The sequence below is a fragment of the Pseudomonas bharatica genome (genome assembly GCF_048586865.1).
Taxonomy (GTDB): domain Bacteria; phylum Pseudomonadota; class Gammaproteobacteria; order Pseudomonadales; family Pseudomonadaceae; genus Aquipseudomonas; species Aquipseudomonas bharatica.
This window is the reverse complement of sequence record NZ_JBMAWR010000010.1, coordinates 96,000-114,130: the sequence shown is the minus strand read 5'-3', so window position 1 is coordinate 114,130 and position 18,131 is coordinate 96,000. Positions and strand designations below refer to the sequence as shown.

Below are 18,131 nucleotides of genomic sequence, written 5' to 3'. Positions count from 1 at the left end.
GGCGCCCCGACTTCTTTATGAAACTCACCCCCGCCCAACTCGGCAAACACCTGCAAGGCGCCCTCGCCCCGGTCTACGTGGTCAGCGGAGATGATCCGCTGCTGTGCCAGGAAGCCGCCGACGCCATCCGCCTGGCCGCACGCCAGCAAGGTTTCGATGAGCGCCAGGTGTTCAGTGCCGATGCCAACTTCGACTGGGGCACCCTGCTCCAGGCCGGCGCCAGCCTTTCGCTGTTCGCCCAGAAGCGCGTGCTGGAATTGCGCCTGCCGTCCGGCAAACCGGGTGACAAGGGAGCCGCAGCGCTGATCGAGTATTGCTCGCGGCCCGCCGACGACACCCTGCTGCTGATCAGCCTGCCCAAGCTCGACGGCAGCGCGCAGAAAACCAAATGGGGCAAAGCCCTGGTCGAGGGTGCGCAGGTCCAGTTCATCCAGATCTGGCCGGTGGACACCCAGCAGTTGCCGCAATGGATCAACCAGCGCCTGGCCCAGGCCGGGCTCGCCGCACAACGGGATGCGGTGGAACTGATCGCAGCGCGGGTCGAAGGCAACCTGCTGGCGGCGGCCCAGGAAATCGAAAAGCTCAAGCTGCTCGCCGACGGCAACACCATCACGGTGGAAACCGTACAAGGCGCGGTCGCCGACAGCGCGCGTTTCGATGTCTTCGGCCTGGTGGATGCAGTGCTCAACGGCGAAGCGGCCCATGCCCTGCGCATGCTCGAAGGCTTGCGTGGCGAAGGGGTCGAACCACCGGTGATTCTTTGGGCGCTGGCCCGCGAGCTGCGGGTGCTGGTCGGCCTGGCCCAGCAGTACAGCCAGGGCGTACCGCTGGAAAAAGCCTTCAGCCAGGCCAGGCCGCCGGTGTGGGACAAACGTCGCCCGTTGATGAGCAAGGCCCTGCAGCGCCATTCGGCACAACGCTGGGGCCAGCTGCTGCATGACGCCCAGCGTATCGATGCGCAGATCAAAGGCCAGGCCCAGGGTTCGCCCTGGACCAGCCTGACCCGCCTCTCGCTGCTGATGGCCGGCCAGCGCCTGGCGCTGCCTGCCGAGTAAGGGACCGGCGGTCTTGCAGTGGACACAACGCAGTCCTATAGTGCGCGCGAATCCACCCAGGCAGGATCACCGTCATGCGCAGGAAACCGGCAAAATCCCGGCCCAACAAGGCCAAATCCATCGTCGCCCAGCCACTGTTCCGCTGCCGCCAGGAACGACCGGAAAAGGGCAAGGGCAGCTACCGCCGCGAAGCCTTCCAATCGAGAGATTGGGAGGCTTCTTCCTTTATGGCCGCATGAAAGCAGGAAAACCGCAGGCATGATATGGTCGTCACCTGACCCGTATTACCTGGATTAGTGCATGCCTTTCCGCCTTTCCCGCCGTCGGCAACTCCGCCAGTTGAGCGCTGCTTCCAGCCTTGTCCTGCTGGTTGCCTGCGCCGAACATCCCACCGCCGCCGATGCCCTGCCCATCGCGCCGGTACAACCCGCTCCAGCCCTTACCCAAGCGACGCCGTCCGCCGAGATCGAGATCCTGCCACAGCAGACTTTCGCCCAATGGCAGGCCAGCTTCCGTCAGCAAGCCCTGCAGGCCGGCGTTTCGCCGAGCCTGTTCGACCGTGTCTTCGCCGGGATCACTCCGGACATGGACGTGATCAAGGCCGACCGCAGCCAACCCGAGTTCAGCCGGCCGGTCTGGGAATACCTCGATGGCGCCCTGTCGCCGGTTCGCGTACGCAATGGCAAGGCCTTGCTGCTGCAGAACAACGACCTGCTGGGGCGCATCGAACAGCGTTACGGCGTCGAGCGCAATGTGCTGGTATCGGTATGGGGCATGGAAAGCAATTTCGGCCAGTTCCAGGGCAACAAATCGGTGATCCGCTCCCTCGCGACCCTGGCCTACGAAGGCCGCCGCCCGGCCTTTGCCCAGGACCAGTTGCTGGCCGCGCTGAAAATCCTGCAGAACGGTGATATCGCCCCGGAAGCCATGCGCGGCTCCTGGGCCGGTGCCATGGGTCAGACCCAGTTCATTCCCACCACCTACGACACCCATGCGGTGGACTTCGACGGAGATGGTCGCCGCGATATCTGGAACAGCTCGGCCGACGCCCTTGCGTCCACCGCCCACTACTTGCAAAGCTCGGGCTGGAAACGTGGCGAGCCTTGGGGCTTCGAGGTAACGGTACCGAGTGGCTTCGATTACTGGATGGCCGATGGGGCCCTGCGCAAGCCCGTTGCCGAATGGCTGCGCCTGGGCGTGCAACTGGCACCGGGAACGCGCATTCCGGCCGGCAGCGAGCAGCTCTCCGCCGCGCTGCTGCTGCCTACGGGCTATCGTGGCCCGGCGTTCCTGGTACTGGACAACTTCCGCGCCATCCTCAAGTACAACAACTCATCGGCCTACGCCCTGGCGGTCAGCCTGTTGAGCGAACGTTTCGACGGCTCGGGCTTTATCCGCGGCGCCTGGCCGAAGGATGACCTGCCACTGAGCCGCAGCGAGCGCATCGAATTGCAGGAACTGCTCAACGCCAACGGACATGAAGCCGGCAATGCCGATGGCATCATCGGCGCCAATACCCGCAAGGCGATCCGCACGGCCCAGCAGCAGCGTGGCTGGCCGGCGGATGGCTACGCGACGCACAAGCTGCTGGATAGCCTCAGGGCTCGCTAGGTTAACGCGGCCCCTGTGGGAGCGGGTTCACCCGCGATGCGGTAGTGAATTCACCGACGTCATCGCGGGTGAACCCGCTCCCACAGGGGCCGCATACAACAAGAAAAAGCCCCCGACCTTCACAGGTACGGGGGCTTTTTCATGGCCGGGCGATCAGAGCTTGATCTTGGCCTCGTGCGCCTGCTGGTCGGCATGGTACGAGGAACGTACCAGCGGCCCGGAAGCGACGTTCTTGAAGCCCATCCTGTAGCCTTCCTCGGCGAACCAGGCGAAGGTGTCAGGATGCACGAAACGCTGCACCGGCAAGTGGCTGCGCGAGGGTTGCAGGTACTGGCCAAGGGTGAGCATGTCGATGTTGTGCTCGCGCATGCGCTGCATGACTTCGATCACTTCCTCGTCGGTCTCGCCCAGGCCGAGCATCAGGCCGGACTTGGTCGGTACGTGCGGCACCAGCTCCTTGAACTTCTCCAGCAGGGTCAGCGACCACTGGTAGTCCGAGCCCGGACGCGCGGCCTTGTACAGGCGCGGTACGGTTTCCAGGTTGTGGTTGAATACATCCGGCGGCTCCTGGGCCGTGATCGCCAGCGCCACGTCCATCCGGCCACGGTAGTCCGGGACCAGGGTCTCCAGCTGGACGCCCGGGGACAACGCACGGATTTCCCGGATGCAGTCGGCGAAGTGCTGGGCACCGCCGTCGCGCAGGTCGTCACGGTCCACCGAGGTGATCACCACGTACTTCAGGCGCAGGTCGGCGATGGCGATCGCCAGGTTCTTCGGCTCGTCCACATCCAGCGGCTTCGGCCGGCCGTGGCCGACGTCGCAGAACGGGCAGCGGCGGGTGCAGATGTCGCCCATGATCATGAAGGTCGCGGTACCGCCGGAGAAACACTCGCCCAGGTTCGGGCAGGAGGCCTCTTCGCAGACGCTGTGCAGCTTGTGCTTGCGCAGCAGTTGCTTGATCCGGTCGACTTCCGGGGAAACCGGGATACGCACGCGGATCCAGTCGGGCTTCTTCGGCAGTTCTTCGGTCGGGATGATCTTTACCGGAATACGCGCGACCTTCTCGGCACCACGCAGTTTCACACCGGCTTCAACCTTCGGCCGTGGGGCCGGGGTGGCGGTGCTTTGCACCGGCTCTTGCACAATAGTCATATTCAGTCGATTCCGCCCGCAAGGGTCGTCTGCTCAGCATAATCGAGGTGCTTGACCAGCTGTCCGCGCAGCCTTGCCCTTACCTCGGAGAATTCGATTGGTCCGGCCTGGTCGCGCAGCTGGGTCATGGCCAGCCCCGCATACCCGCAGGGGTTGATTCGGCGAAACGGCGCCAGGTCCATGTCCACATTCAGGGCCAGGCCATGAAAGGAACAACCGTTGCGGATCCGCAGGCCGAGGGAGGCAATCTTTGCCCCATCGACGTAAACGCCCGGCGCATCGGGCTTGGCTGCCGCCTGCACGCCATAACTGGCGAGCAGCTCGATCAGGCAACGCTCCATGCGCGTAACCAGGTCACGCACGCCAAAACCGAGGCGACGCACATCCAGCAGCAGATAGGCGACCAACTGGCCGGGGCCGTGGTAGGTCACCTGGCCGCCGCGGTCAGTCTGCACCACCGGTATATCTCCCGGCACCAGCAGGTGCTCGGCCTTGCCGGCCTGGCCCTGGGTAAATACAGGAGGATGCTCCACCAGCCAGATTTCGTCACCACTGCCGGGCTTGCGTTCGGCGGTGAAGCGACGCATGGCCTCGAGAACCGGTTCGTAAGGCAACAGCCCGAGGTCGCGAAAGCCGAGAACCGAGGGCATCAGATCACCAATTTCACGATACCCGTCGCGCGCAGGGCGCTGTTGATATTGTGCAACTGGTCTTCGCCGGTGGCGATGATATGCAGTTGTACGGTGGTGTACTTGCCTTCCTTGCTCTGGCGCTCTGCCAGCGTACTCAAGTCGACCTTGGCATATTTGCTCAGGATCTCGATGACGGTGTCCTTGAAGCCGACGACGGTATCGCCAATCACCTTGATAGGATAATCCGGGCAGGGGAATTCGATTTTTGGCGGTTTGACATCAGTTTGAGTCATGGCAGTAACGGCCTCGTAAGCCGTGGCAGCAACAACGCCCCTGCGGGATGGCAGGGGCGTGGCAGGTCACGATATCAGTTGAACAACCCGTAGAAGAACAGGCGGATGCTATCCCACACCCGACGGAAGAAACCACCTTCCTCGACCGCGTCCAGCGCGATCAGGTCGGCGCTGTGAACGACATTGTCATCCAGTTTGACTTCCACTTTACCGATCACGTCACCTTTGGCGATCGGCGCCATCAGTTGCGGGTTCATGGTCATGCTGGCAGCCAGTTTCTTCAATTGGCCTTTAGGCAAGGTCATGGTCAGGTCTTCCGCCAGGCCGGCCTTGACCTGGCTGGTGGTGCCTTTCCACACCGGCGCCTGGGCCAGTTCGGTGCCCTTCTGGTAGAAGGTCTGGGTTTCGAAGAAGCGGAAGCCGTAGGTCAGCAGCTTCTGGGTCTCGGCAGCACGGGACTGCTCGCTGTTGGTGCCGAAGACCACGGCGATCAGGCGCATGCCGTCACGTACGGCGGAGGACACCATGCAGTAGCCGGCTTCCTCGGTGTGGCCGGTTTTAAGACCGTCGACGGTCTTGTCGCGCCACAGCAGCAGGTTGCGGTTCGGCTGCTTGATGTTGTTCCAGAAGAATTCCTTCTGCGAGTAGATCGCGTAGTGCGCCGGGTCTTCATGGATGATGGCGCGGGCCAGCAGCGCCATATCGTGCGCCGAAGAGTAGTGCTCGGGGTTCGGCAGGCCGGTCGGGTTCATGAAGTGACTGTTGGTCATGCCCAGGTCGGCGGCAGTCTTGTTCATCATGTCGGCGAAGGCGTCTTCGCTGCCGGCGATGTGCTCGGCCACGGCGACGCTGGCGTCGTTGCCGGACTGGATGATGATGCCGTGCAGCAGGTCGCTGACGCTGACCTGGGTGCCGACCTTGATGAACATCCGCGAACCGCCGGTACGCCAGGCGTTTTCACTGACGGTCACCGGATCGTTCTCGCCGATCTGGCCGCGGCGGATCTCCAGGGTGGCGATGTAGGCGGTCATCAACTTGGTCAGGCTCGCCGGAGGCAGGCGCTGGTCGCCATTGTTCTCGACCAGGATGTTGCCGCTGGAGGCTTCCATGAGCACGTAGGACTTGGCTGCCAGTTGCGGCGGCGACGGCATCATCTGCTCGGCGGCGAACGCAGCCGGAGCGATCAGCAGCGGAACAAGCAGGCAAAGGCGTTTGGCAAAGGTGGTGATGTTCATCCGTCTCTCGAAATCGCTAATGGGCTTATGCCCCAAGGGGGCAAAACGTTAAAACGGGCTGCGGCAAAGCGTCGCGCCCCGGGGCAAAACCGCCATTGTACATGGCTGTATGCCCCCGCTACATGACAAACCGACCAGTCCCCCCGGTCAGTCCGCCGTAACTACCTTGGCCTGGCCCAGATTGGCCAGGCGTACGCTGTCCTGGGTTTGCTGGACTTCGCCCTGGCTGCGGATCGGGCCCAGGCGCACCCGGTGCAGGGTCTGCTGGTTGCGCACGATGGAACTGATGAACACCGGCGCGCTGACCATGCTGCTCAGCTTGGAGCGTAGCAACTCGGCGGCATCCGGGTTGGCGAACGCACCGACCTGCAGGTAGGTGCCACCGCTGGCCGGCAGGCTGTTGCTGGCCACCTGCACCGGCACCACGGCCGCGGCGTGCTGTTGCGGCGGCGGCGTCCATTGTTCGACAGTGCCGGTGCTGGCCGGGATCGAAGGGGCCTGGGCGACCTGCGGCTGCTCCAGCACCATCGGCGCCGGGCGCCCGCGCTGGGCCCACCACTGCTGCGGATCGATACCTTCGACGCGCACCCGGGCGGTACCGGTCTCGGCGTAGCCGAGCTTCTTCGCCGCCGCGTAGGACAGGTCGATGATGCGATCGGAATAGAACGGGCCGCGATCGTTGACCCGCAGGATCACGCTGCGCTTGTTGTCCAGGTTGGTCACCTTGACATAGGCCGGCAGCGGCAGGGTCTTGTGCGCCGCGCTCATGCCGTAGAGGTCGTAGACCTCGCCGTTGGCGGTGTTCTGCCCGTGGAACTTGGTACCGTACCAGGACGCGGTGCCCTCGGCCACGTAGTTGCGTGAATCGGGGATCGGGTAGTAGGTCTTGCCCAGCACCGTGTAGGGGTTGGCCTTGTAGTTGCCGGTATGGACGGTCGGGGTGGCATCGGGGATCTTCGACACGTCGACGTCCCACCACGGCGCGCCATCCTTGTGCGCCCGGTTGATGTCCAGGCCCGGCTGGGAGCGGATGATGTTGCCACTGCTGGCACTCTGCGTCGGGCGGCTTGAAGAACAGCTGACCAGCAGCGCGCCAATGGCGACGCAGCCCAGCAGCTTGAGGGAAGTCATGGAGAACAGTTCGCGCATCAGCGGGCGCCCCTTGCCTGAACCAGCAGGTCTGAAAGTTGATGTACCGCCATGGCGTACATCACGCTGCGGTTATAGCGAGTGATCGCGTAGAAGTTCTTCAGGCCGAGCCAGTATTCGGGGCCATTGTCGCCTTCGAGCCGGAAAGCGGTGACCGGCAGATCATCGCGCAGCGCATCATGACTCGACCAGCCCAGTGCCCGCAACTCCCCCACCGTCCTGACCGGCTCGATGCCCGGGCTCAGGCCTTCGTCGACCCGCTCGCCACGGACCATGGCGCGGCTCACCACCGGTTCGCCAGCCACCCAGCCATGGCGCTTGAAATAGCTGGCGACACTGCCGATGGCGTCGTCGGGGTTGTTCCAGATATTGATATGGCCGTCGCCGTCGAAGTCCACGGCGTAGGCGCGGAAGCTGCTCGGCATGAACTGCGGCAGGCCCATGGCGCCGGCATAGGAGCCTTTCAGGGTCAGCGGATCGACCTGCTCCTCGCGGGACAGCAGCAGGAACTCGCGCAGTTCCTTGCGGAAGAACGGAGCCCGCGGCGGGTAATCGAAGGCCAGGGTGGAAAGCGCATCGATCACCCGGTAGTTGCCGGTATTGCGGCCAAAAAAGGTTTCGACGCCGATGATCGACACGATCACCTGGGCCGGCACCCCGTATTCCTGCTCGGCGCGGGCCAGGGCCGCCTCGTGCTGGCGCCAGAAATCCACGCCGCGGGCAACGCGGGCGTCGGTGAGGAACATCGGACGATATTCCTTCCATGGCTTGACCCGTTCCGCCGGACGCGAAATGGCGTCGAGGATCGCCTGCTTGCGTCGCACGTCGCGGAACACGCCCATCAGTTGTTCACCGGCGAAGCCGTAATCGCGGGTCATTTCCCCGACGAATTCGGCCACCTGCGGCGAGCCATCGTAGTCGCCGGCACTGGCCTGCTGGGCCGTGCCGAACAGACCAAGGAATCCCGCCAGGGGAACATAACGGGCCATCCAGCCCCGTACTGCTTGCATCGAGAAATTCACCTTGATCAAACCTGCGCGATCCATTTGCGGTGGGTATGGATCGACATGAGAACGCCAAACGCTGACAGCAGCGTCACCAGCGAAGTTCCACCGTAGCTAATGAAGGGCAGCGGTACGCCCACCACGGGCAGCAAACCGCTGACCATGCCGATATTGACGAAGACATAAACGAAGAAGGTCATGGTCAGGCTGCCGGCCAGCAGCTTGCCGAACAGGGTCTGGGCCTGGGCGGTGATCACCAGCCCGCGGCCGATCAACAGCAGGTAGATCAGCAGCAGCGCACAGATGCCCACCAGGCCGAACTCCTCGCCGAGCACGGCGATGATGAAGTCGGTATGGCTTTCCGGGAGGAAGTCCAGGTGCGACTGGGTACCCAGCAGCCAGCCCTTGCCGAATACCCCGCCGGAGCCGATCGCCGCCTTGGACTGGATGATGTTCCAGCCGGTCCCCAGGGGATCGCTTTCCGGGTCGAGGAAGGTAAGCACGCGCTGTTTCTGGTAGTCGTGCATGACGAAGAACCACATCGCCACGGCCACCGGCACCGCTGCGGCCACCACGCTGATGATCCAGCGCCAGCGCAGGCCGCCCATGAACAGGACGAAGGCCCCGGAGGCAAGGATCAGCAGTGCGGTACCCAGGTCCGGCTGGCGAACGATGAGGATGAAGGGGATGCCGATGAGGATCAGGCTGATCAGCACATGCTTCAGATGCGGCGGCAGCGTGCGCTTGGACAGGTACCAGGCGATGGTCGCCGGCATGATGATCTTGAGGAACTCCGAAGGCTGGAAGCGGATCACCCCGGGGATGTTGATCCAGCGCGTCGCACCCATGGCGTTGTGGCCCATGATGTCCACCACGACCAGCAGTGTCACCCCGACCACATAGGCCAGCGGCACCCAGCGTGCCATGAAGCGCGGTTCCAGTTGGGCGATGACGAACATCGAGACCAGGCCGATACCGAAGGATGACGCCTGCTTGAGCAGCAGGTCCCAGTTCTTGCCGCTGGCCGAATAGAGGACGAACAGGCTGCCGGCAGCGAGGGTCAGCAGCAGGACCAGCAGCGGGCCATCGACATGGATGCGCTGCAGGAAGCTGGCGCGGCGGCGCATCACGTCCTCGCTGGACAGCATGCGGTCGAAATTACTCTTCACGGGGCCGATTCCTGGGCAACGGAGGCGTTGGGGGCGTATTCGGGCTTGAGACGGCCACTTTCATCCAGCAGCCAGGCGTCCATGACCTGGCGCAATACCGGGGCGGCGACGCCGGATCCGGACTCGCCGTTCTCGACCATCACCGAAATCACGATCTTCGGATCCTCGGCCGGGGCGAAGCCGACGAACAGCGCGTGGTCGCGATGGCGTTCCTGGACCTTGCTGCGGTCGTACTTTTCACCCTGCTTGATGGCGACGACCTGGGCGGTACCGCTCTTGCCGGCAATCCTGTACTGCGCGCCGATGGCCGCCTTGCGCGCGGTACCCCGGGCGCCCTGCATCACCTGCTCCATGCCATGGGTGACCCTGGCCCAGTCGGCCTTGTCGCGCAGGACAATGTCTTCCATCGGGTTCGGGTCCACCGGCGGCTGGCCTTCGATGCTCTTGGCCAGGTGCGGACGGTTCCACTTGCCCTTGCTGGCGATCAGCGCGGTGGCCTGGGCCAGTTGCAGCGGCGTGGCCTGCATGTAGCCCTGGCCGATACCGAGGATCAGGGTCTCGCCGGGGAACCAGGCCTGGCGACGGGTCGCACGCTTCCATTCGCGCGACGGCATCAGCCCAGGCGACTCCTCGAACATGTCGAGGGCGACCTTCTGCCCGATGCCGAAGCGGTTCATGTAGCTGGACAGCTTGTCGATGCCCATCTTGTGCGCAAGGTCATAGAAGTAGGTGTCGTTGGAACGCATGATCGCCGTGTCGAGATCGACCCAGCCATCGCCGGTGCGGTTCCAGTTGCGGTACTTGTGGTCGTAGTTGGGCAACTGGTAGTAGCCCGGGTCGAACACCCGGGTGGACGGGGTCACGGCCCCGGAATCCAGGCCGGCGATGGCGACTGCCGGCTTGATGGTCGAACCCGGCGGGTACAGGCCGCGCAGCACGCGGTTGAACAACGGCCGGTCGATGGAATCGCGCAGCTCGGCGTAGGCCTTGAAGCTGATGCCGGTCACGAACAGGTTCGGGTCGAAGCTGGGCTGGCTGACCATCGCCAGGACCTCGCCAGTGCGCGGGTCGAGCGCGACGATCGCCCCCCGGCGGCCGCCCAGGGCTTGCTCGGCGGCTTCCTGCAGCTTGATGTCGAGGCTGAGGACGATGTCCTTGCCAGGAATCGGGTCGGTACGCTTGAGCACGCGCAGGACGCGACCGCGGGCGTTGGTCTCGACTTCCTCGTAGCCCACCTGGCCGTGCAGTTCATCCTCGTAGAAGCGCTCGATACCGGTCTTGCCGATATGGTGGGTGCCGCTGTAGTTGACCGGGTCGAGGGTCTTCAGCTCTTTTTCGTTGATGCGCCCGACATAGCCCACCGAATGGGCGAAGTGCGCGCCCTGCGGATAGTGCCGCACCAGTTGCGCCACCACTTCCACGCCGGGCAGGCGGAACTGGTTCACCGCGATCCGGGCGATCTGTTCTTCGGTCAGTTCGAACAGGATCGGCACCGGCTCGAACGGCCGACGCCCCTGCCGCATGCGCTTTTCGAACAGCGCGCGGTCGTCCGGAGTCAGTTCCAGCACCTCGACGATCACATCGAGCACCTGCTGCCAGTCGCCGGAGCGCTCACGGGTCATGCTCAGGCTGAAGCTGGGCCGGTTGTCGGCGATGATCACGCCGTTACGGTCGAAGATCAGCCCGCGGGTCGGCGGAATCGGCTGCACATGCACCCGGTTGTTCTCCGACAGCGTGGAGTGATAGTCGTACTGGATCACCTGCAGGTAGTACAGCCGGGCGATCAGTACGCAGATCAGCAGCAGGATCGCCACCGCGCCGACCACGACGCGGCTACGCACCAGACGGGCGTCTTTCTCGTGGTCCTTGAGGCGGATCGGCTGCGACATTGAAAAGGCTTACGGCTTATTTGTGGTAAGGGTGCCCGGACAGAACCGTCCAGGCGCGATAGATCTGTTCGCCGATCAGTATCCGTACCAGGGGATGCGGCAGGGTCAGCGGCGACAGCGACCAGCGCTGCTCGCTGCGCGCACAGACCTCCGGTGCCAGCCCTTCCGGGCCGCCGACCATGAGGTTGACGGTACGCGAGTCCAGCCGCCAGCGGTCCAGCTCGACCGCCAGTTGCTCCGTGCTCCAGGGCTTGCCATGGACCTCCAGGGTCACGATGCGCTCCCCCGGCTGGACCTTGGCCAGCATGGCCTCGCCCTCCTGACGGATCAGGCGGGCGACGTCGGCGTTCTTGCCCCGGGTATTGAGCGGGATTTCCACCAGTTCCAGGGACAGCTCCGACGGCAGGCGCTTGGCATATTCATGCCAGCCTTCCTCGACCCACTTGGGCATGCGCGAGCCGACCGCGATCAATCGCAGACGCACGGCGCTACCTCAGTCCAGGTCTTTGTTGAGCTTGGCGAAATGCTCATGGGTGTTTTCCGGGCTATGGTGCTTGCCATCGGCGGCACGGCTCTGCTCGGCACCCAGCCACAGGCGTTCCAGGTCGTAGAACTGGCGGGCGGCGGCGGTCATCATGTGCACGATGACGTCGTTCAGGTCGAGCAGGACCCAGTCGCTGTCGCCCTTGCCTTCCTCACCCAGGGGCATCACGCCCTGCTGCTTGACGATTTCGCGGACCTTCTCGGCCATCGCGTTGATCTGCCGGTTGGAGGTACCGGTGGCGATGATCATGTAGTCGGTCAGGCTGTGCTTGGCGCGTACGTCGATCACCTGGATGTCCTGTGCCTTGACTTCTTCCAGGGCCGACTTGGCCAGTTGGACCAGCTCTTCGCCGGTGATTTTCTGCTTGGTCATATAAAACTCGTTCAACTCATTGATAGCGGCGCCCATGGGCGCCTGCCGCTCTACGCACGATAAAGGCCGTGCGTCTCGATATAGGCCAGTACTGCGTCCGGCACCAGGAACCTCACCGACTTGCCGCTGGCCAGCAGCTGCCGGATCTGCGTGGCGGACACCGAAAGCGGCGTCTGCCAGACGAACGAAATGTTCCCCGCCGGGCCGGACATGGCGGTGGGATCGCTCTCCGAGCGCGCAGCCAGCAGGTTGCGCAGCTCGTCTGGGGGTTCTATGTCGGCATCCGGACGTTGCAGGACCAGGATGTGACAATGTTTCAGCAACTCTTCCCAGCGGTGCCAGCCGGGCAGGCCGCAAAAGGCATCCCAGCCCATCAGCAGGAAAAGCTGGTCGCCGGCGCCCAGTTCGGCGCGCAACGACTCCAGGGTGTCGATGCTGTACGACGGTTTGTCCCGCAACAGCTCGCGGTCATCCACGCTCAGCCGTTCGACACCGGCCACCGCGCAACGCACCATGGCCAGGCGATCCTGCGCCGCTACCTGCGGAGTATCGCGGTGTGGCGGGCGGGCGTTCGGCAACAGGCGCAGCTCGTCCAGGCCCATGAACTCGGCCACTTCCAGCGCGCTGCGCAGGTGGCCGATGTGCACCGGATCGAAGGTGCCGCCAAGGATGCCGATCCGCCGGATCGCCGGGGCCTTGCTCAACGGATCAGGACTCCTGGCCGCGCAGCTGGCCGTCACCGACGACTACGTATTTCTCGCAGGTCAGGCCTTCCAGGCCGACCGGGCCGCGGGCGTGCAGCTTGTCGGTGGAAATGCCGATTTCCGCGCCCAGGCCATACTCGAAGCCATCGGCGAAGCAGGTCGGGGTGTTGATCATCACGGAAGCCGAATCCACCTCGGCAACGAAGCGCCGGGCCAGGCCTTGGTGCTCGGTGACGATGGCGTCGGTGTGGTGCGAACCATAGTGGTTGATATGCTCGATCGCCGCGTCGATGCCATCGACGATGCGAATCGACAGGATCGCTGCCAGGTACTCGGTGCTCCAGTCTTCTTCGCTCGCAGGCGCGGCTTCGATGACCATGCGGGTACGCTCGCAACCACGCAGTTCTACGCCTTTCTCACGGAACTGGCGGGCCATTTCCGGCAGGAATTCGGCAGCGATGCTCGAATCCACCAGCAGCGTCTCCATCGCGCCACAGATACCGTAGCGGTAGGTCTTGGCGTTGAAGGCGATGCGCCGGGCCTTGTCCAGCTCGGCGTGCTCGCCGACATACACGTGGCAGATGCCGTCCAGGTGCTTGATCACCGGGACGCGGGCGTCGCGGCTGATGCGCTCGATCAGGCCCTTGCCGCCGCGCGGAACGATGACGTCGACGAACTCCGGCATGCTGATAAGCGCGCCCACCGCCTCGCGGTCGGTGACTTCCACCACCTGGACCACCGCAGCCGGCAAGCCGGCCTCGGCCAGGCCGCGCTGGATGCAGGCGGCAATGGCACGGTTGGAATGGATGGCCTCGGAGCCGCCGCGCAGGATGGTGGCGTTACCCGATTTGAGGCACAGGCTCGCGGCATCGATGGTCACGTTCGGCCGCGACTCGTAGATGATCCCGATCACGCCCAGGGGCACGCGCATCTTGCCCACCTGGATACCCGACGGCCGGTAACTCATGTCGCGGATCGCACCCACCGGGTCCGGCAGGCTGGCGACCTGGCGCAGACCGACGATCATGCCGTCGATGCGTGCCGGGGTCAGGGCCAGGCGATCGAGCAGGGCCGGCTCGAGGCCGTTGGCCCGGCCGGCGGCCAGGTCCAGCTCGTTGGCTGCGGACAGTTCGGCGCGAGCCGCGTCCAGGGCGTTGGCGGCAGCGTGCAGCGCGCGGTTCTTCTGCGCGGTGCTGGCACGGCCGATAACGCGAGACGCCTCGCGGGCGGCGCGACCCAGGCGGGTCATGTAGTCAAGAACGGACTCAGTCATGGGGCTCAGTGTCTTGGCGAAGGGGAAAATCGGACGAGTATAACTGTCATGGGGTTATACGCCCAGCGGTGACAGTCGGATGGTAGGGCGTTCCAGCGACGCGGACCCTGTGGGAGCGGGTTCACCCGCGATTAAGTCAGTGAATTCACCATCGCAATCGCGGGTGAACCCGCTCCCACAGGGTCCGCGTCATCTGCGATATCGTGCGTCCCGTTCAGCCTGGATAAAGGAAGAAGTTGCTATCATCCCGGCCTCATTTCCCCATTCCAGAGCCACGATGCCGCACCCCGCCCCTTTGCCCGACAGCTTCTTCGACCGCGACGCCCAGGTCCTGGCCAAGGCCTTGCTGGGCAAGATCATCCGCCATCGGCAGGGCCCGTTCTGGCTGTCGGCGCGAATCATCGAGACCGAGGCCTATTATCTCGACGAGAAAGGCAGCCACGCGTCCTTGGGCTACACCGAGAAACGCAAGGCGCTGTTCCTCGATGGCGGGCATATCTACATGTACTACGCCCGCGGTGGCGATTCGCTGAACTTCAGCGCCCAGGGCCCGGGCAATGCGGTGCTGATCAAGTCCGGCTTCCCCTGGGTGGATGAACTGTCCGACGACAACGCCCTGGCACAGATGCAATTGAACAACCCCGACGCCAGCGGCGGCCTCCGCCCGCCCGAGCGCCTGTGCGCCGGGCAGACCCTGCTGTGCAAGGCCCTGGGCTTGAAAGTGCCGAACTGGGACGCCAAGCGCTTCGATCCGCACCAGCTGTTCGTCGAGGATTGCGGAATCATCGTGCAACAAATAATCCAGACCACACGGCTGGGCATCCCTCAAGGCCGCGACGAACATCTGCCGCTGCGTTTCGTCGATGCCGAATACGCACGGTACTGCACGCGGAACCCGCTGCGCCGCGGCCAAGTCGAAGGCCGCGACTTCTTCTTTCTGACACAAGGAAACTGAGACGATGGGCCCATGGCTCGACAGCCTCACCGGCTGGCTGACGATGAACCCGCAATGGCTGGGTCTGGCGATATTTCTGGTGGCCTTCGTGGAGTGCCTGGCGATCGCCGGGATCATCGTGCCCGGCACCGTATTGCTATTCGCCGTGGCCGTGCTGGCCGGCAGCGGCGCCCTGTCGCTGCATGAAACCCTGATCCTGGGCTACCTCGGCGGGTTGCTGGGGGATGCGGTGTCCTACACCCTGGGCCGACGCTTCCATCAGAACATCCGGCGCCTGCCCCTACTGCGCCATCACCCGGAATGGATCGGCAGCGCGGAAACCTATTTCCAGCGCTATGGCATCGCCAGCCTGCTGGTCGGCCGCTTTATCGGGCCGCTGCGGCCGATGCTGCCGATGGTTGCGGGCATGTTCGACATGCCGCTGCCGCGCTTTATAGCGGTCAGCCTGATCGCCGCCGCCGGCTGGTCGCTGGCCTACCTGCTGCCTGGCTGGGCCACCGGCGCGGCCATGCGCCTGCCACTGCCGGAAGGCTTCTGGCCGCAGGCCGGGGTGGTCGCAGCGGGCCTGGCCATCCTGGTCGGGGTGAGCATCAACAGCTCACTGCGCGCCCAGCCCCGCGGCACCCGCTTGATCGCAGCGGTCAGCCTGGTGATGCTGGCGGCAATCTTCTTCGGCTGGCCCTACCTGACCCATCTCGACCAGGGGCTGATGGCGCTGGTCCAGGAACACCGCAGCGATTATCTGAACAGCATCATGGTGCTGATCACCCGCCTTGGCGATTTCCGTACTCAATTCGTCGTCGCCGCCGTGCTGGTCGCCCTGCTCCTGCTGACCCGGCAATGGCGCCCGGCATTCTTCGCCGCCGCCACCCTGGGCGGTACGGCGATCTGCAACGCCGGCCTGAAGTGGTTCTTCGCCCGCGCCCGCCCGGAAGTGCTGACCGAACCGCTGACCAGCTACAGCATGCCCAGCGGCCACAGCTCGGCGTCCTTCGCCTTCTTCCTGACCCTGGCAGTGCTGGCCGGGCGCAGCCAGCCGCCGCGCATGCGCCTGACCTGGATCCTGCTGGGCTGCCTGCCGGCGCTGTCGATCGCCATGTCGCGGGTCTATCTCGGCGTGCACTGGCCGACCGATGTCCTTGCCGGCGGGCTGCTGGCCTGCTGCGTATGCGCGGTAAGCCTGACGGTGATCCAGTACCGCGAACCGCTGTATGCCATGTCGTTGCGGGTGTGGTGGCTGATCCTGCCGGCCTGCGTCGGCGTGCTGGCGTTCTTTGCCCTGCACGCCCTGCCCCATGCGCTGCTGCGCTATTCCTATTGAGGTTCAGGCGAAGAGTTCGCCCTGGATGCGGTCCAGCAGCGACTGGATCGCCACCAGTTTCTGGGTAGGAGAATCGATGGCCAGCAGCTTGAGCTTGTCCTGGTCATCGAAGGGCAGCAGGTAGGCCAACTGGTTGGCCAGGGCCTGCTTGCCGGTGATCTGGCTGGCCATGTCGAGGCCGGAGACCATGGGATGCTCGGCCAGGGCCATCAACAGCGCCAGCAGGTCGTCATCATCCTCGTCGAGGGGCAGGTCGGCCTGCTCGTCGAGCCAGCGCACATCGGCCACCAGCAGGTTGTCCTTGCGCACTTCGAAGTCATCGACCATGAAGCGTCGCTCGCCTTTCACCCGGATACCCAGAAGACCGTTGTCCTGCTGCTGGAAATCCTCGATCAGCGCCTGGCAGCCTATTCCCGCGAAGGATTCCGGCGCCCTGCCGACCTGTTCGCCCTCCAGGATGCAGACCACGCCAAAGCCGCCGCCCTGCTTCATGCAGCGGCCGATCATGTCCAGGTAACGGGCTTCGAAGATCTGCAAATCCAGGTTGCAACCGGGGAACAGCACGGTATTCAGGGTAAACAGGGGCAAACTCATTGCAGCTCCTCTAGGCAACCAGGCTGACCACCAGCGGCAGGAATACCGCTGTAGCCACGCCCATCAGGCTCATCGCCAGGGCTGCGAAAGCCCCGCACTCTTCACTTTCCTGCAAGGCCACCGACGTGCCCACCGCATGGGCGGTCAGGCCCAGGGCCATGCCCCGGGCTTCGGGGCTGCGCACGCCAAGCGCGGTCAACAGCGCCGGGCCGAAGATCGCCCCGATCACCCCGGTGATCAGCACGAACACCGCAGCCAGGGCCGCCACGCCGCCGATCTGCTCGGCCACCAGCATGGCGATGGGCGACGTCACCGACTTCGGCGCCAGGGTCATCAGGATCATGTGCTCGGCCCCGAACCACCAGCCCAGCAGCAGGCAGATACCGGTGGCGAACACGCCTCCGACTACCAGCGTAGTAAAAGTCGGCCAGAACAGTTGGCGAATGCGCCGCAGGTTGAGATAGAGCGGCACGGCCAGGGCCACGGTGGCCGGGCCGAGCAGGATGTTCATGATCTCGGTGCTCTTGCGGTATTCGGCGTAGGTCAGGCCGCAGCTCAGCAGCACACCCACCACCACCAGCATGGAGACCAGTACGGGCTGGAGGAAGATCCAGCGGGTTTTCTCGTAGGCGGCGATGACGATCTGGTACGCCGCCAGGGTAACGCCGATGCCGAACAGCGGATGATGGATCACCGCCTGGGTCGCGCCATGCCAATCGAGCATCATGGACGCTCCCCGGAGTGCTTGCCGCGATTGATCATCTTCTGCATCAGCACGCCACAGAAGGCCATGGCCAGCACCAGCGACAGTACCAGCGCCCCGGCGATGGCCCAGAAGTCGGCGACGATATCGGCGGCATAGACCATCACCCCCACTGCCGGCGGTACCAGCAACAGCGGCAGGTAGCGCAACAGGCTGGACGACGCCTCGCTCAGCGGCGCACCGACTTCGCCACGCACCATCAAGAACACCAGCAACAGCACCAGGCCGATGATCGGCCCGGGCAGGATCGGCACCAGCAAGTGATTGACCGCCGTTCCGAGCAACTGGAACAGCACGAGCCACGTCAAACCGCGCAACAACATCGCATACCTCCCCTCGAACCTGGCGGCCATTATAAGCACGCTATCAACCTGCCTATAACCCGACATTCGCCCGAGGCATAGGCACTTGACCAG

The 18,131-nt window shown here is 64.4% G+C and carries 20 protein-coding genes; 5 read left to right on the top strand and 15 right to left on the bottom strand.

The genetic code is table 11. The features are described from left to right. Positions 1–17: 17 nt before the first annotated feature. The 3 genes from holA to ACKLLE_RS13830 all read left to right on the top strand — a co-directional run bounded on the left by holA (position 18) and on the right by ACKLLE_RS13830 (position 2,666). Positions 18–1,055, top strand: coding sequence for a DNA polymerase III subunit delta (gene holA, locus ACKLLE_RS13840; RefSeq protein WP_420058276.1), 1,038 nt, complete (start codon positions 18–20; stop codon positions 1,053–1,055). A gap of 74 nt (positions 1,056–1,129) precedes the next feature. Next, positions 1,130–1,294: an alternative ribosome rescue factor ArfA gene (gene arfA / locus ACKLLE_RS13835; protein ID WP_420058275.1), complete on the top strand. Its 165-nt coding sequence runs from the start codon at positions 1,130–1,132 to the stop codon at positions 1,292–1,294. A gap of 61 nt (positions 1,295–1,355) precedes the next feature. Beyond that, positions 1,356–2,666, top strand: coding sequence for a lytic murein transglycosylase (locus ACKLLE_RS13830; protein ID WP_420058273.1), 1,311 nt, complete (start codon positions 1,356–1,358; stop codon positions 2,664–2,666). A 153-nt stretch (positions 2,667–2,819) separates the two neighbouring features. On the opposite strand, the gene lipA is transcribed toward ACKLLE_RS13830, so the two are convergent. The 12 genes from lipA to ACKLLE_RS13770 all read right to left on the bottom strand — a co-directional run bounded on the left by lipA (position 2,820) and on the right by ACKLLE_RS13770 (position 14,082). Continuing rightward, on the bottom strand, positions 2,820–3,818 hold the full coding sequence (gene lipA / locus ACKLLE_RS13825) for a lipoyl synthase (RefSeq protein WP_009397945.1): 999 nt from the start codon (positions 3,816–3,818) through the stop codon (positions 2,820–2,822). Positions 3,819–3,820: 2 nt separating this feature from the next. Next, positions 3,821–4,468, bottom strand: a complete 648-nt coding sequence (lipB, locus tag ACKLLE_RS13820; RefSeq protein ID WP_420058272.1) for a lipoyl(octanoyl) transferase LipB — start codon at positions 4,466–4,468, stop codon at positions 3,821–3,823. Beyond that, complete coding sequence (locus ACKLLE_RS13815; protein WP_009397939.1) at positions 4,468–4,743, bottom strand: DUF493 domain-containing protein; 276 nt, start codon at positions 4,741–4,743, stop codon at positions 4,468–4,470. The genes lipB and ACKLLE_RS13815 overlap by 1 nt, the downstream gene beginning before the upstream one ends. 74 nt (positions 4,744–4,817) lie before the next feature. After that, entirely contained in the window at positions 4,818–5,978 is a 1,161-nt protein-coding gene (locus tag ACKLLE_RS13810) for a D-alanyl-D-alanine carboxypeptidase family protein (protein WP_009397938.1), read from the bottom strand. 147 nt (positions 5,979–6,125) lie between these two features. Continuing rightward, positions 6,126–7,127, bottom strand: a complete 1,002-nt coding sequence (locus ACKLLE_RS13805) for a septal ring lytic transglycosylase RlpA family protein (protein WP_420058271.1) — start codon at positions 7,125–7,127, stop codon at positions 6,126–6,128. Then, entirely contained in the window at positions 7,127–8,137 is a 1,011-nt protein-coding gene (gene mltB / locus ACKLLE_RS13800) for a lytic murein transglycosylase B (RefSeq protein WP_009397925.1), read from the bottom strand. The genes ACKLLE_RS13805 and mltB overlap by 1 nt, the downstream gene beginning before the upstream one ends. 17 nt (positions 8,138–8,154) lie before the next feature. Further along, entirely contained in the window at positions 8,155–9,258 is a 1,104-nt protein-coding gene (gene rodA, locus ACKLLE_RS13795) for a rod shape-determining protein RodA (RefSeq protein ID WP_009397922.1), read from the bottom strand. A 38-nt stretch (positions 9,259–9,296) separates the two neighbouring features. Beyond that, positions 9,297–11,189 carry a penicillin-binding protein 2 gene (mrdA, locus tag ACKLLE_RS13790; RefSeq protein ID WP_064302054.1) on the bottom strand — a complete coding sequence of 631 codons (1,893 nt, stop codon included), beginning with the start codon at positions 11,187–11,189 and terminating at the stop codon, positions 9,297–9,299. Positions 11,190–11,205: 16 nt separating this feature from the next. Beyond that, on the bottom strand, positions 11,206–11,673 hold the full coding sequence (rlmH, locus tag ACKLLE_RS13785) for a 23S rRNA (pseudouridine(1915)-N(3))-methyltransferase RlmH (RefSeq protein ID WP_009397919.1): 468 nt from the start codon (positions 11,671–11,673) through the stop codon (positions 11,206–11,208). A 9-nt stretch (positions 11,674–11,682) separates the two neighbouring features. Next, entirely contained in the window at positions 11,683–12,105 is a 423-nt protein-coding gene (rsfS, locus tag ACKLLE_RS13780; RefSeq protein ID WP_037059871.1) for a ribosome silencing factor, read from the bottom strand. Between the two features lie 50 nt (positions 12,106–12,155). Then, positions 12,156–12,809 carry a nicotinate-nucleotide adenylyltransferase gene (nadD, locus tag ACKLLE_RS13775; protein ID WP_009397917.1) on the bottom strand — a complete coding sequence of 218 codons (654 nt, stop codon included), beginning with the start codon at positions 12,807–12,809 and terminating at the stop codon, positions 12,156–12,158. A gap of 4 nt (positions 12,810–12,813) precedes the next feature. After that, positions 12,814–14,082 (bottom strand): glutamate-5-semialdehyde dehydrogenase, encoded by a 1,269-nt coding sequence (locus ACKLLE_RS13770; protein ID WP_420058270.1) that lies wholly within the window; start codon positions 14,080–14,082, stop codon positions 12,814–12,816. 277 nt (positions 14,083–14,359) lie between these two features. On the opposite strand from ACKLLE_RS13770, the gene ACKLLE_RS13765 reads away from it, so the two are divergent. Together ACKLLE_RS13765 and ACKLLE_RS13760 are read left to right on the top strand one after the other, a co-directional pair. Continuing rightward, entirely contained in the window at positions 14,360–15,037 is a 678-nt protein-coding gene (locus ACKLLE_RS13765; protein WP_420058269.1) for a DNA-3-methyladenine glycosylase, read from the top strand. A gap of 4 nt (positions 15,038–15,041) precedes the next feature. Beyond that, the gene (locus tag ACKLLE_RS13760; RefSeq protein ID WP_009397912.1) at positions 15,042–16,358 is read left to right on the top strand and encodes a bifunctional DedA family/phosphatase PAP2 family protein; all 1,317 of its coding nucleotides are present in this window, start codon (positions 15,042–15,044) and stop codon (positions 16,356–16,358) included. A 3-nt stretch (positions 16,359–16,361) separates the two neighbouring features. On the opposite strand, the gene ACKLLE_RS13755 is transcribed toward ACKLLE_RS13760, so the two are convergent. From ACKLLE_RS13755 to ACKLLE_RS13745, 3 genes are read right to left on the bottom strand one after another with little or no spacing between them, the layout of a single operon-like run. Beyond that, positions 16,362–16,952: an LON peptidase substrate-binding domain-containing protein gene (locus tag ACKLLE_RS13755; protein ID WP_064302057.1), complete on the bottom strand. Its 591-nt coding sequence runs from the start codon at positions 16,950–16,952 to the stop codon at positions 16,362–16,364. Between the two features lie 10 nt (positions 16,953–16,962). Then, complete coding sequence (locus ACKLLE_RS13750) at positions 16,963–17,679, bottom strand: LrgB family protein (RefSeq protein ID WP_420058267.1); 717 nt, start codon at positions 17,677–17,679, stop codon at positions 16,963–16,965. Continuing rightward, entirely contained in the window at positions 17,676–18,038 is a 363-nt protein-coding gene (locus ACKLLE_RS13745; RefSeq protein ID WP_009397909.1) for a CidA/LrgA family protein, read from the bottom strand. Before ACKLLE_RS13745 ends, ACKLLE_RS13750 begins: the two co-directional genes overlap by 4 nt. Between the last annotated feature and the right edge of the window lie 93 nt (positions 18,039–18,131).